The following is a 12,690-nucleotide window of genomic DNA, read 5'->3' as shown; positions in this document are numbered from 1 at the left end:
TAGGTGTCGACGTCCCACAGGCGCCTCTCGGCGGGTGGTCGCTCGCAGCGACAAAAGGGGTGGGGCCCGGGGCTTGTTCGGACGCCGACAGGGTGTTCAACGGTGGTCTCCCCGGATTTGTTCCCGCCCCAGGTATGTGACGCCGGTCTCGATTCAACTTAGGCAATCCTTTTCTTGACTAATTCCAGAAAAGCGGCATACTGGGAAACATGCGAGACGGAGAGCATGACTTCGACCCCCGAGCGCAACTGCGCGCCGTCGGGTTGAGGATCACTGCTCCGCGCCTCGCCGTGCTGGATGCGGTTACAGCCCAACCGCATTCAGACGCCGATTCTGTTGCAGCACTCGTGCGGCAGCAGCTCGGATCGGTATCCACACAGGCCGTTTACGACGTGCTCAAGGCATGCGTGAACGCAGGATTGCTGCGACGCATCGAGCCGGCGGGTTCACCCGCACGGTTCGAGACGAGAACTGGTGACAACCACCATCACCTCGTCTGTCGCGGCTGCGGCAAGGTCGTCGACGTCGATTGTGTTGTCGGCCAAGCTCCCTGCCTCGAACCTTCCGATAATCACGGCTTCGAAATCGACGAAGCCGAGGTCGTGTTCTGGGGCCGTTGCGAAGATTGCCTGAAGAATTCTGCCGAATCCGACACCGCGTCGGACACGGTCTCGCAGAATCGAATTGATGCGTCCAGAACCTCCGAGCCGGCCCCTTCGCATGCAGCCCATGCGTTCGGCTCGGATGCAGCCCCGCTCCTCTGACGCCCAGCCCACAACGCTAGGAGGCTTCGCCATGACCAAGCCCACCACCAACAATTTCGGTATCGCGGTCGCAAGTGATGACGAATCGCTGACCGCGGGTATTCAGGGGCCGGTGCTCCTTCATGACCACTACCTGATCGAGAAGCTCGCGCAGTTCAACCGCGAGCGTGTCCCGGAGCGCATCGTCCACGCCAAGGGCGGCGGCGCTTTCGGTGAACTCGTCATCACACACGACGTCAGCAAGTACACCAAGGCCGCGTTCCTGCAGCCGGGTAAGAAGACCGAGTCGCTCGTCCGCTTCTCCACCGTCGCCGGTGAGCAGGGCAGCCCGGACACCTGGCGCGATCCGCGCGGTTTTGCGATGAAGTTCTACACCGAAGAGGGAAACTACGACCTCGTCGGCAACAACACCCCGGTGTTCTTCATCAAGGACGCCATCAAGTTCCCCGACTTCATCCGTTCGCAGAAGCGACTGCCAGGCTCCGGTCTTCGTGACCACGACATGCAGTGGGACTTCTGGACTCTGCGTCCCGAAACGGCTCACCAGGTGACCTGGTTGATGGGTGACCGCGGTATCCCGAAGACCTGGCGCAACATGGACGGCTTCGGATCGCACACCTATCAGTGGGTCAACGCTGCGGGCGAACGCTTCTGGGTGAAGTACCACTTCAAGACCGATCAGGGCATCGAGTTCCTGACGCAGGCAGAAGCAGACAGCCTCGCCGGTAGCGATCCCGACTACCACCGCGCGGATCTGTACAACGCCATCGAGGCCGGTAATTTCCCGAGCTGGACCCTCAAGGTTCAGATCATGCCGGTCGACGAGGCCGAAGGCTACCGCTTCAACCCGTTCGACCTCACCAAGGTCTGGTCCCAGAAGGACTACCCGCTGATCGAGGTCGGCAAGTGGACGCTGAACCGTAACCCGGAGAACTTCTTCGCGCAGATCGAGCAGGCATCCTTCGAGCCGTCGAACGTGGTGCCCGGCATCGGATTCAGCCCGGACAAGATGCTTCTGGGTCGCGTCTTCTCCTACGCCGACGCACATCGTTACCGCATCGGCACCAACTACGCCGACCTGCCGGTCAACGCCCCGAAGAACGAGGTGAACTCCTACTCCAAGGAGGGCGCCATGCGTTACAGCTTCAATTCCCCGTCGACGCCGGTGTACGCACCCAACTCGTACGGCGGACCTCACGCCGATCCGTCTGTTGCCGGTGACGAAGGCCTGTGGTCGTTCGACGGCAAGGCAGTGCGCGCCGGATACATCGAGCACGCCGAGGACGGCGACTTCACGCAGGCCGGAACGCTGGTCCGTGAAGTTCTCGACGACGCAGCTCGTGAGCGCCTGGTGAGCAACATCGTCGGCCACGCCCTTGCCGGCGTCAGCGAAGAAGTTCTACTGCGTGTCTTCGAGTACTGGAAGAACGTCGACGCAGATTTGGGCAAGCGCGTCGAAGAAGGTGTACGCGCAGGTCAGTGACCCGCTGACATGAGCATCGCCTAGGTTTACCGAATGCGGACCGCTGCAAGGGAAATCACTTCCCGGCAGCGGTCCGTTTTTGTCTGCCCAACTACAGCAGTGCGAACCAGTAGACGAAGCATGCCAGAAGGAACACAACCACTGACTCCATGACGACACCCCTGTTCGACGTGCACTTCTGCTGTTCGCACTCTCCATGATCCGCTTCTCGAGCGGAGAATGCTCGGGGCACAAGTTTCGCGAACCGAGGTGTTGGGCAGTCAATTCCCATGGCAACAGGTGCAGTTCTCTTCGACATCGACGGAACGCTCGTCGATTCCAACTATCTGCATGTAGAAGCGTGGTCGCGAGCCTTCTTCGAGGTGGGTCGCCCGGTTGACGCGTGGCGGGTGCACCGCTGCATCGGCATGGACGGAGACCAACTACTGGAGACGTTGCTCGGCGAAGACATCGACGGGTGCGGGCCACGGGCCAAGGAACTTCACACCAAGTACTACCGGCAGTCGGCTGACCGTCTCCGAGTACTGCCGGGAGCGCGAGAGTTGATCCGCCGAGTTCACTCGCTCGGACTGCACGTCGTGCTCGCTACCTCGGCGCCCGACGACGAACTGGAGTTGTTGCGCCAGACGCTCGACATCGACGAAATGATCTACGCCGCCACCTCTTCGGAATCCGTCGACGAGGCCAAGCCTGATCCGGACCTGATCGAGATCGCGCTCGCGAAGGCAGGTGTCGACGCTGGCGATGCGGTCATGGTGGGAGACGCCGTCTGGGACATGAAGGCTGCGACATCGGCGGGCGTTGTGGCTGTGGGAGTGCGCAGCGGCGGCATGTCGACCGACGAACTCGACGGCGCGGGTGCGGCGGAGGTGTACGACGACGCCCGCGACCTTCTCGACCACCTCGACGGCAGTGTGATTTCCGAACTCGTTTCAGGCCAAGATACCGGGAGTTGATCAGTGATGGCACGATTCGGCTATACCTTGATGACCGAACAGGCCGGCCCGAAAGAACTGGTCCGCCATGCAGTTCGGGCCGAAGAAGTCGGCTTCGACTTCGAAGTGATGAGTGATCATTACTCGCCGTGGCTGACCGAGCAGGGGCATGCGCCTTACGCCTGGTCGGTGCTGGGAGCAGTTGCCCATGCCACCGAGCGAGTCGGGTTGATGACGTATGTGACTTGTCCGACCGTCAGGTACCACCCTGCCGTGGTCGCGCAGAAAGCCGCGACGATCCAGATCCTCGCGGACGGGCGCTTCACACTGGGATTGGGAAGTGGCGAGAGCCTTAACGAGCATGTGGTCGGCGAGGGGTGGCCGTCCGTCGACACCCGGCACGACATGCTGCAGGAGGCAGTGAGCATCATTCGCGCACTGCTTGCCGGGGATCTGGTGAGCTGGAAGGGGGAGTACTTCGACGTTCAGTCCGCGCGGATCTGGGATCTCCCGGAGAACCCGGTTCCCCTGGCGCTGGCCATGTCCGGCGACAAGTCCGTCGAGCGTTTCGGTCCGATGGCCGATGACCTGATTGCCGTGCAACCGGATTCGGATCTGGTGCACCAGTGGAAGCACGTTCACGGCCGGGCGTACGGGTTGGCTCCAGCAGGCCGGACCATCGGTCAGATTCCGATCTCGTGGGATCCTGATCGCGACACGGCCATCGCTCGCGCTCATCAGCAGTTCCGGTGGTTCGGTGGAGGGTGGTCTGTGAACTCCGAACTACCCACACCGGCGAGTTTCGCAGGTGCGACTCAGTTCGTGCGCAAAGAGGATGTGGCGGAAAGTATTCCGTGTGGTCCTGATCTCGATGTCATCGTGGAGGCAGTCAAGGCGTACACCGATGCCGGGTTCACCGATGTGGCGCTGGTACAGATCGGTGGAGATACCCAAGACCGATTCTTCGACGAGGCAGCCAAGCCACTGCTCGAGGCTCTGCACGTCGAATTGGGTTGATCGAGAAAATCAATCGAGTTCCGCCGAGGGGGCTCGCGTCGAGTCGCGCGCTACCGCCGTGCAGCCGCGCCTGCTGCGCGACGAGGGCCAACCCCAAACCGCTTCCGGCGTCGCCGGCGCCGGTACCACGAACAAATCGTTCGAACATCGCTTCGCGTTCCGACGGCGCGATCACGGTGCCGTTGTCGTCGACGTATACCGTCGCCGAACCGGTGGCAGCCCCTGATCGGACGGTGATCTCGACTTCGTCGGCATTGCCGTGCCGAACGGAGTTGGTGACGGCGTTGGTCAACACCAGACGGATGCCCGCGGGAAAGGCCTGAACCGAAAGTTCTTCCGGTGCTTTCAAACGAACGTCGACCTGAGGGTGCAGACGGCCTGCGTCAGCGACGGCACGATCGGCAACCTCCACGAGATCGACGTCGGCACAATCCTCCGGATCGGCCACTTCACCCAGGGCGAGCGTCTCGAGATCGGTCAGGGTGCGCTCGATCTGGCGCTGCGCCTCCAACAACTCGCTGGACAGTTCGCGGCGTTGGCTTTCCGTGAGATCCAGTGTTGCGAGAACTTCGAGATCGGTACGCATCGACGTGAGAGGTGTGCGTAGTTCGTGGGCGGAGACGCGAGCGAAATCGCGTGCCGACTCCAACGCCTCTTCGGTGCGGCTTCTATCGGTTTCGATGCGGCTGAGCATGCTGTGGATTGCCTCCGACAGTTCTTCGGCTTCGCGCGTTCCGCGCACCGACGGTGCCCGGCGCGAGAGTCCTTCGACGTCGAGGTTGTTGCCGATCGAACTGGTGGTCTCGGTCAATTGCTGTAGGGGCCGGACGGCTCGGCCTGTGAGGAACCAGCCGAGCCCGGCCGCGGCAAGGATGGCGACCACTGCCGCAGCGGCCACTTGGAACTGCTGTTCACGGATTGCCTGGGTCAGTGGATCTTCGGGGATGCTGACGGCCAATGCGGCGCCGCTGTCGCCGGGCACGAGAACATCCCGACTGCGAACATCGGTGGTAGCCAAGGCGCTGACGGTCGTGGCGTTGAATCCAGGGCTGACCACGAATGGTTCTGTTGTTGCAGTTGGTGTTTCGATGAACAGGGGGCTCGGTGCACTCGCTGCGACGCCCAGGGTGACGGAATCGAGAGTGCGTTCGAGTTGTTCGGATCCGTTGACGCGCAGGAAGACCGCGAACGCAATTCCGATCGCGGCAATCACGATTCCGGCGGCCAGGCCCGACGCGATGGCTACCCGGGTCTGAAGTGACAGCGGCCGCTTCATCGTTCGGCCCTCAGGACGAAGCCCACTCCGCGCACCGTGTGGATCACGCGGGGCGCCCCGTCGACTTCGAGTTTCTTGCGTAGGTAGGTGACGAAGACGTCGACGACATTGGTGTCGGCAGCGAAGTCGTAACCCCAGACGAGTCGCAGGAGTTGTGCGCGACTGAGTACGACACCGGCATGCTCGGCGAGTACCGACAACAGGTCGAATTCTCTTTTGGTGAGTTCGATTCGCCTACCGTCGATGTGTGCTCGATGGCCACGGAGATCGACCGTCAGCGGTCCCACCGTGATCGGATGGTCGACCGACGGAGTGGCTCGCGTCGTGCGTCGTAGTAATGCGCGCAGTCTGGCGACGAGCTCGGCCAATTCGAAGGGCTTGGTGAGGTAGTCGTCGGCGCCCGCCTCCAGCCCCGCGATGCGGTCACCCACGGAGCTTCGGGCGCTGAGTACGCAGATCGGAACCTCGTTGCCGATCGCGCGCAGGGCGGTTACCACTCCGACGCCGTCGAGGCCGGGCATGTTGACGTCGAGAACGAGTGCGGCCGGGCATTGCTTGTTCACCGATGACAAGGCCGATCGTCCGTCGACGGCAGTTGCCGTGTCGAAGCCCGACAATCGGAGTCCACGTTCGAGCGAATTCAGAACCTTCGCGTCGTCGTCAACGATCAGGATGCGCTCGCGTGTACTCACTCCAGCCATGGTGCCATCGGATTGCGACCTGGGGCGTCGCTCGGAGCGAGGGCCGCCGCATTCTCATCAACTCCTAAGAAACCGACAACAGATCTGCAGTGTTGGCTTCATAACCTCGGGTTTCTCGGATGCGACCGCGCCGAGAATTCGAGAACGTTCGATCAAGGAGAACAACGATGACGCGATTGAAAGTGAACGGCAAGCGGGCCAGCCGGACCGGTGTGGTGGTGGCGTCGGTGGCGGTCCTCGGTATGGCCGTGGCGCCGGGAATCGCCTGGGCTTCCAACCCGATTTCCGAAGGGTCGCCGGTGGCGGTGCGATCGATCGCGACCGCTCCGTCAGAGGCAGGTGTGGCACCGGAAGTAGCGTGTGGTGCCGCGACGCCGATTTCCGACGAGGAGCTGCAGAAGCTCATCGACGAGGGCAAGGTTGTGCGCGCCGAGGAGGCGGGCACAGCCGCAATCACGATCGAAGTCCCTGGCGACGCCGCGACATTCATTGCGCGTGAAGGGGTGCCGGCGTTGCCGACCGTCGAATGGGCTCCGGCGATCGAGGGTGTTCCGGCAGAGGTGCTCAACATGGCAGGCGTCGCTCCGCTGGAGGAAGGCGTTGCCCTGTCATGCGCGGTTGCTGCGGGCTGACGAGCGAAAAAAGCTCCGCATGAACCGCTTTGACCTGGAACGGTACGGCCGTACTCAACCGGGTCCGGAGGTTGGTCAACCCTGTCGGTAGCACTTGCTACGTTCGGGGCGGTCTCGGCGAGCATGCCGGGGCCGTCGCCGACGGCGTCATGTGTGTGGTGTCTTGCAGAGGGTCCGGTACGGCCTGATGCGGGGCGCGTTTCGAAAGGTGTTGTGTTTCATGGTCATGGGCCCCACCCACGCGATGTCCGGTGCTGCTGTGGGGTTGGTGGTTGCAGAGTTGTTGCCTCTCGATTGGGGAGGGCCCACATCCACCGCTGAAACCTTGACTTTTGCCGGTGTGTGCGCGGGAGCCGCCTTGCTTCCCGACCTCGATACCGGTCAGTCGACGGTTTCCCGATCATTCGGTCCGCTCAGCAAAGCGCTGGCCAAAGGTATCGACGCAATTTCGGTGACCTTCTACCGCATCACCAAAGGCAAGAAGGACGGCAAGCGTCGTGGTGGACATCGGACGCTCACGCACACCGCGCTGTTTGCCGCCGGTCTTGGGGCCGGGGTCTCGGCGCTGGTTGTTCAGTTCGGGAAGCCCGCCATCATCATCACGCTGTTCTTCTGCCTCGGGCTGGCGATCCGAGGATTGGCGGGTGAATTGGCCAAGGAGAAGGGGTGGCTCGCCGTCTCCGCCGTTGCGTTGGTGCTCTCGGCCCTCACCTGGCAGTGGTATCCGAGTGAGGCCGGATCCACCGGGCTAGGTGTTGCAGTGGCACTGGGCTGCGCCACACACTGTCTCGGCGATGCGATCACCAAGGAAGGGGTGCCGTTTCTCGCGCCCCTGATTCCGCTCGGCGGCAAGCGGTGGTGGGAACAACGGCTGCCGTCATTTCTGTCCATCCGCGCAGGTGGGAACCTCGAGAAGATTCTGATCGGGCCGGCGCTGACGGTCCTGACTGTCTGGTTGATCATCAGTGCTTTCGACGGCGCCCCGGAAGCGATCTACGCCGTCTTCGCTCCGATGGTGCAGTGAGCATCTAAATCTTTTATTACGGAACCACTGGCATCGTAATCATATTTGTTCTACGTTCGTCCCTGACATGAACCGAGTCGGCTGACGGAGTGAGCAGTGGTGCATCAAGCAGAGCGCAAGGCGGAGCACAGCTCGAGAGAAAACGGTGTGAGCCGGCGCGGATTTCTCGCAGCGAGTGTCGGCGCAGCTGCTCTCGCGGGTATTTCCTGGGCACCGGCGGGAGCTGTTCCCTGGGGCTCGGCATCGACCATCGCGCCACCGCCCGGATTTCCGTCGGACATTCCGTTGTCACAGCAGGCATACGCGAACTGGTCGCGAGAAATCATGCTCGACAGCGTGTGGACGGCGACGGCGCGGCACAGCGACGACGTCGTCGCCCTCGCCAACTGGGCGTTCGACAACGGGTACACAGTGCGTGCGAAGGGAACGATGCACGGGTGGAGTCCGTTGACGGTGGTGCCCGGCGCGCCTTCGGATCGAGTTCTGCTGGTCGGTACGATGGCGAACTTGAATTCGGTTGTGGTGCAGCACGGCACGCCCGCAACAGTCACGGCGGGCGCCGGCGCCAGTATCGAAGCGATTCTGACAGCGCTCGAGCGCGAGGGGCTCGGGTGGGCCAACTCTCCGGCGATCGGTGAGCTGTCCATCGCCGGGGCACTGGCGATCGGCGCTCACGGGGCAACGTATCCGGCGGTGGGGGAGACGATTACCCCTGGCCAGTCGTACGGGTCGCTGAGCAACCTGATCACCGAGATCACGGTGGTGGCGTGGGACGAAGGCAGCAATCGCTACGGGCTGAAGACTTTTCACCGATCAGATGACGAGATCACGGCTTTCCTGACTCACCTGGGCCGAACCTTCGTCACCTCCGTGACGCTGCAAGCCGGGGAGAATTATCGGCTGCGGTGCCAGAGTTTCACCGACATTCCGTGGCAAGAACTCTTTGCTGCTCCCGGTTCGCCAGGGCGTACCTACGAGAGTTTTGTCGAGAAATCCGGACGGGTGGAGGCGATCTGGTTCCCGTTCACGCAAACACCGTGGCTCAAGGTCTGGACGCCGACCCCGGTCAAACCACCGGAGTCCCGAGAGGTGAGCGGGCCGTACAACTACTTCTTCTCCGACGCGATTCCCGAAGAAGTCACCACCCCGTTGGGGATGGTGGCGCAGGGCCTTCAAGCTGCGACACCGCTGTTCGGCGCCTCTCAGTTCGGAGCTGTAGCAGCAGGATTGGCGCTGACCGACACCGACGATCTGTGGGGCTGGTCAAAAGATGTTCTGTTCTACCTGCGGCACACGACGTTGCGCGTAGTAGCGGGCGGCGGCGCGGTGATCACCAAGCGGTCCAACATCGGCCGAGTCGTCCACGAGATGACGAGTTGGTTGAACGAGCGAATGACGCACTACGCGTCGCTGGGGCAGTATCCCGTCAACATGCCGTTCGAAGTGCGTCTCTGTGGTGTCGATGACAGTGGCGAAGTCCTTGTCGACAGCGCCGGCGTGCCGGATCTGTCAGCGGTGCGGCCCCGGGCGGATCGTCAGGACTGGGATACGGCGATCTGGATGAACGTGGTCTCGATTCCCGGCACCGCGGGATTGCCCGCGTTCCTTCGCGAGATGGAACGGTGGATGGTCGCGAACTACTCCGGCGATTACGCGACTTTCCGTCCGGAGTGGTCCAAGGGATGGGCATTCACCGATCAAGCTGCGTACCAGGACGACGAATTCCTCACCAGCACAGTGCCTGCCACCTTCCGTGCCGGTGGCGACGGGAACTGGGACTTCGCTCTCGCCACTCTGGACGAACACGACCCGCACCGCGTCTTCAGCAATACGTTCATCGACCGCGTCTTGCCGCCCAGCTGAATCTCCTACTGCGGTAGTGGTTTGCGCCAGCGCACGTCGGAGATGCGGATGCGCTGATTGTTGTCACCGTTCCAGTCGACGCTCAGTCCCTGGGCTCGGAGTGCGTCGGCTACCTGGCGCCCGACGGTCTGATCGGTGTGCGCGATCATCTGTGCCTTGGCGGTTTCGTCGCCGCCGAACGCGGCGGAGACCAGCGCGGGATCGAGATCGTGGGCCGGACGAAACGCACTGTAGGACAAGTAGAGATCGGACGGCTCGTCGCCGAGACGCTCCGCATCTTGCATGTGGAAGAACGTGTACGCCCACTGAGCAAAGGGATACCCGTTCTCGTCCGGTTCGGACGGCGTGCGTTCGTCGTCGATTTCGGTAGTGCCGCACTGCATGCAGCAGGTGAAGTTCATGCGGGCCACGATGCCGTTGCGCTCGAGTTCTGCGAAGGCGGCGGATACGCGCTCGAAGTCGCCGGGACCCGTCCACTGGGTCTGCTCCCCGAGCCTTTGGTCCCAGACCTCACGCACTACTGCGTCGATCTGTCTGCCGAGTTCATCGTTCTCGAAACCGCCCTCGACACAGTCTCGGGCGGCTTCGCAGATTTCGTCGAACGTCGCGAAACCGGGGACTACCAATTCGCGTGCTTGCTCACGGACGGCCACGATGTCGGCCGCGCTGAGCACCGTTGCAGGCTGACGTGACCGTGCTGACCGACGTGACTGTGCTGACCGTGACCAGGGCAATCGCATACCGGCACCGTACTGCACCGATCCGGCCGTCAGGCGTCGGCTGCTGCCTTTGTTTCCTCCTCGGTCGACGGGGCAGGCTTGTTCGGGATGAGCGCGGTGGCGATCAGGCCGACCACGACAAATCCGGCCGCAAGGTATCCGCCGAGTGTGATCCCGTGAGTCATTGCAGACTGTGCAGCGTCGGCGACGAAAGCGGTGCTCGGTGACCCGGCCAGCGAGTCGATGGCGGCGCCCGCGCTGTCGGTGACAGCACGCGTCAACTGATCAGCCTGAGCTTGGTCGACACCGGATTCGGTGAGGTCGTTGTTCAGCGTGGAATTGAGAGTGCTGAAGAACACCGTGGTGAGGACAGCGATGCCCAGTGCGGATCCGAGTTGGCGGAACGCACTCTGAATGCCGGAGCCTTGACCGGCGCTCTGCTCGGGAATCTCCTCGAGCACGACGTTGGTCACCTGCGCAGTCGCAAAACCGACACCGATGCCGTAGAAGAAGAGCACTGCGGCGATAGTCCACCAGGGGCTGTCTGTCGCCGCGATGAATCCGAGACCGGCGAGACCGAGCGCTTCGAGGGCCAAACCGATACGGACCAAGCCCAACGGCGAGACCTTCGACGCCATTCCGAAGCTCGCACCACTGGCGACGAAGCTGCCGATGGCAATGGGAACCAGCGCGAGCCCTGCCTGGAGTGCGCTGTACCCGAGCGTGAACTGAAGCCAGAGAGGAAGCACCGCAACGATTCCGAACTCACCGAGTCCGATGATCAGCGTCGCGATGTTGCCGTTGCGGAACGACGAGATGGAGAACAGCCGTACGTCCATCAGCGCCCGCGACGGATCGTCGCTGCGGGTGAGCATGGTTTGGCGGTAGGCGAACGCACCGAGCGACAGAACGGCGAGAACCAATGCCACCAGAACCGGCGACGGTCCGCTGGACCATGACAGGCCGAACAGATCGAAGGGTTCCTTCGTCGTCAGCCACCCATACGTACGTCCCTCGACGAGGCCGAAGGCGAGCAGGCCCAGGCCGGCGATGGACAGTGCCGCTCCGGTGGCGTCGATGCGTCCAGCGGTGCGGGGTGAGGGCGCGATGAACAGCACTGCGCCGATCAGAATGAGCGCAGCAAGCGGAATATTGATGCCGAATGCCCAACGCCATGAGGCATGTTCGGCAAGCCAGCCGCCGAGCAATGGGCCGAGAGCGGAGGCTGCACCGATGGTGGAACCCCAGACTGCGAAGGCCTGGCCGCGGGCTTTGCCGGTGAACATCGCGTTCAGAAGTGACAGTGAGGTGGGCAGGATCATGGCCGCGCCGGCGCCCTGCAGGAATCGCGCCAGGATGAGCAGGCCGCCGTTCGGTGCCAGTCCGGCCAGTAGGCTCGTTGCGCCGAACACGACGACACCGGCGATGAAGATGCGACGGGCGCCGACCAGGTCCGCAACTCTGCCGACCAATAGCAGGAGCGCCGCGAACACGATTGCGTAGGACTCTTGGATCCATTGAGCCTGAACGGAGTTGATCCCGAGATCTTCGATGATCGAGGGAACTATGACGTTGACGATAGTGGTGTCGACGACGATCAGTGCCACGCCGAGTGCGATGGCGATCAGGCCCAACCACTTGCGAGTGGTGGGTGAGATGTTCACGAATAAACCTCCATTGTGAAGTAACTTCACAGTGAAGGTATATTTGAGGCGGTAAGTTGTCAACGTGCGCGCTGGGCTCGACCGGCCGCCGTCTGGCACAGGAAAGGTGGGATCACGGGGTGGAAGCACCGCGCGACATCTCCGTGGAGCGGGAGCGGCTGATGGACGAATTCCGCGCGTACGGTGGGACGTTCACCGAATTCAGTCATCGATTCGCGTCGTGGCTCGGCCTGCATTCCACCGACGCGACTGCCTTGATGGAAATCACAGCTGCCGAGGAGAAGGGGGCGCCGCTCTCGCCCGCCCGCCTCGGAGAGCGGATCTCGCTGACGTCGGGCGCAACCACCGCGTTGCTCAACCGCCTGGAGAAGGCGGGACATATCGTCCGGACCCGTGAGAATGCAGACCGTCGCGTGGTCACGCTGCACAGCAGTGCGCATGTGCAGGACCTCGCGGACGAGTTTTTCGGCCCACTTGCCGTGCGACTCGACGCCATGATGGAGAAATACCCGCCCGAACTGCTCAGTCGATTCGAGGAATTTCTCGTCGACCTGCACTCGACGATGAACGAACACCTCGAGCAGGACAACCGCTGAACAAAAAAGCCGCCCG

At 62.6% G+C, this 12,690-nt stretch carries 12 protein-coding genes; 8 read left to right on the top strand and 4 right to left on the bottom strand.

All coding sequences use genetic code 11. From position 1 onward, the window contains the following. Nucleotides 1-209: 209 nt before the first annotated feature. From EEB12_RS12950 to EEB12_RS12935, 4 genes are all read left to right on the top strand, one after another. Nucleotides 210-764: a Fur family transcriptional regulator gene (locus EEB12_RS12950; protein WP_019746588.1), complete on the top strand. Its 555-nt coding sequence runs from the start codon at nt 210-212 to the stop codon at nt 762-764. A gap of 31 nt (nt 765-795) precedes the next feature. Next, nucleotides 796-2,247: a catalase gene (locus tag EEB12_RS12945; RefSeq protein ID WP_019746589.1), complete on the top strand. Its 1,452-nt coding sequence runs from the start codon at nt 796-798 to the stop codon at nt 2,245-2,247. A 269-nt stretch (nt 2,248-2,516) separates the two neighbouring features. Then, a complete protein-coding gene (locus EEB12_RS12940; RefSeq protein ID WP_030535692.1) occupies nt 2,517-3,203 on the top strand; it encodes an HAD family hydrolase in 687 nt (228 codons plus the stop codon). Between the two features lie 6 nt (nt 3,204-3,209). Then, the gene (locus EEB12_RS12935) at nt 3,210-4,199 is read left to right on the top strand and encodes an LLM class F420-dependent oxidoreductase (RefSeq protein WP_020723628.1); all 990 of its coding nucleotides are present in this window, start codon (nt 3,210-3,212) and stop codon (nt 4,197-4,199) included. On the opposite strand, the gene EEB12_RS12930 is transcribed toward EEB12_RS12935, so the two are convergent. Both EEB12_RS12930 and EEB12_RS12925 read right to left on the bottom strand, forming a co-directional pair. Next, complete coding sequence (locus EEB12_RS12930; RefSeq protein WP_019746593.1) at nt 4,096-5,475, bottom strand: sensor histidine kinase; 1,380 nt, start codon at nt 5,473-5,475, stop codon at nt 4,096-4,098. The genes EEB12_RS12935 and EEB12_RS12930 overlap by 104 nt on opposite strands. Continuing rightward, nucleotides 5,472-6,176 carry a response regulator transcription factor gene (locus EEB12_RS12925; RefSeq protein WP_003943475.1) on the bottom strand — a complete coding sequence of 235 codons (705 nt, stop codon included), beginning with the start codon at nt 6,174-6,176 and terminating at the stop codon, nt 5,472-5,474. Before EEB12_RS12925 ends, EEB12_RS12930 begins: the two co-directional genes overlap by 4 nt. A gap of 167 nt (nt 6,177-6,343) precedes the next feature. Here EEB12_RS12925 and EEB12_RS12920 point away from each other — a divergent pair, with 167 nt between their 5' ends. The 3 genes from EEB12_RS12920 (at nt 6,344) to EEB12_RS12910 (ending at nt 9,695) form a co-directional block, all read left to right on the top strand. Continuing rightward, nucleotides 6,344-6,808, top strand: a complete 465-nt coding sequence (locus tag EEB12_RS12920; protein WP_029254320.1) for a hypothetical protein — start codon at nt 6,344-6,346, stop codon at nt 6,806-6,808. A 220-nt stretch (nt 6,809-7,028) separates the two neighbouring features. Next, entirely contained in the window at nt 7,029-7,832 is an 804-nt protein-coding gene (locus EEB12_RS12915) for a metal-dependent hydrolase (RefSeq protein ID WP_141487908.1), read from the top strand. 96 nt (nt 7,833-7,928) lie between these two features. Next, entirely contained in the window at nt 7,929-9,695 is a 1,767-nt protein-coding gene (locus tag EEB12_RS12910) for a cholesterol oxidase substrate-binding domain-containing protein (RefSeq protein WP_141487907.1), read from the top strand. A gap of 5 nt (nt 9,696-9,700) precedes the next feature. On the opposite strand, the gene EEB12_RS12905 is transcribed toward EEB12_RS12910, so the two are convergent. After that, a complete protein-coding gene (locus tag EEB12_RS12905; protein ID WP_041814577.1) occupies nt 9,701-10,369 on the bottom strand; it encodes a DUF6891 domain-containing protein in 669 nt (222 codons plus the stop codon). A gap of 95 nt (nt 10,370-10,464) precedes the next feature. After that, complete coding sequence (locus EEB12_RS12900; protein WP_029254323.1) at nt 10,465-12,078, bottom strand: DHA2 family efflux MFS transporter permease subunit; 1,614 nt, start codon at nt 12,076-12,078, stop codon at nt 10,465-10,467. 119 nt (nt 12,079-12,197) lie between these two features. Here EEB12_RS12900 and EEB12_RS12895 point away from each other — a divergent pair, with 119 nt between their 5' ends. Continuing rightward, nucleotides 12,198-12,674 (top strand): MarR family winged helix-turn-helix transcriptional regulator, encoded by a 477-nt coding sequence (locus EEB12_RS12895; protein WP_020905958.1) that lies wholly within the window; start codon nt 12,198-12,200, stop codon nt 12,672-12,674. Nucleotides 12,675-12,690: the final 16 nt, after the last annotated feature.

Source organism: Rhodococcus sp. WS1, assembly GCF_003797745.1.
In the GTDB taxonomy this organism is placed as follows: domain Bacteria; phylum Actinomycetota; class Actinomycetes; order Mycobacteriales; family Mycobacteriaceae; genus Rhodococcus_F; species Rhodococcus_F erythropolis.
This window is presented reverse-complemented; position numbering and strand designations above follow the sequence as displayed.

What these genes read in the sequence shown, in the direction of transcription:
- EEB12_RS12925 (WP_003943475.1), bottom strand. Translation starts at nt 6,176, where the DNA reads ATGGCTGGAGTGAGTACACGCGAGCGCATCCTGATCGTTGACGACGAC.
- EEB12_RS12920 (WP_029254320.1), top strand. Translation starts at nt 6,344, where the DNA reads ATGACGCGATTGAAAGTGAACGGCAAGCGGGCCAGCCGGACCGGTGTG.
- EEB12_RS12940 (WP_030535692.1), top strand. Translation starts at nt 2,517, where the DNA reads ATGGCAACAGGTGCAGTTCTCTTCGACATCGACGGAACGCTCGTCGAT.
- EEB12_RS12935 (WP_020723628.1), top strand. Translation starts at nt 3,210, where the DNA reads ATGGCACGATTCGGCTATACCTTGATGACCGAACAGGCCGGCCCGAAA.
- EEB12_RS12945 (WP_019746589.1), top strand. Translation starts at nt 796, where the DNA reads ATGACCAAGCCCACCACCAACAATTTCGGTATCGCGGTCGCAAGTGAT.
- EEB12_RS12915 (WP_141487908.1), top strand. Translation starts at nt 7,029, where the DNA reads ATGGTCATGGGCCCCACCCACGCGATGTCCGGTGCTGCTGTGGGGTTG.
- EEB12_RS12950 (WP_019746588.1), top strand. Translation starts at nt 210, where the DNA reads ATGCGAGACGGAGAGCATGACTTCGACCCCCGAGCGCAACTGCGCGCC.
- EEB12_RS12930 (WP_019746593.1), bottom strand. Translation starts at nt 5,475, where the DNA reads ATGAAGCGGCCGCTGTCACTTCAGACCCGGGTAGCCATCGCGTCGGGC.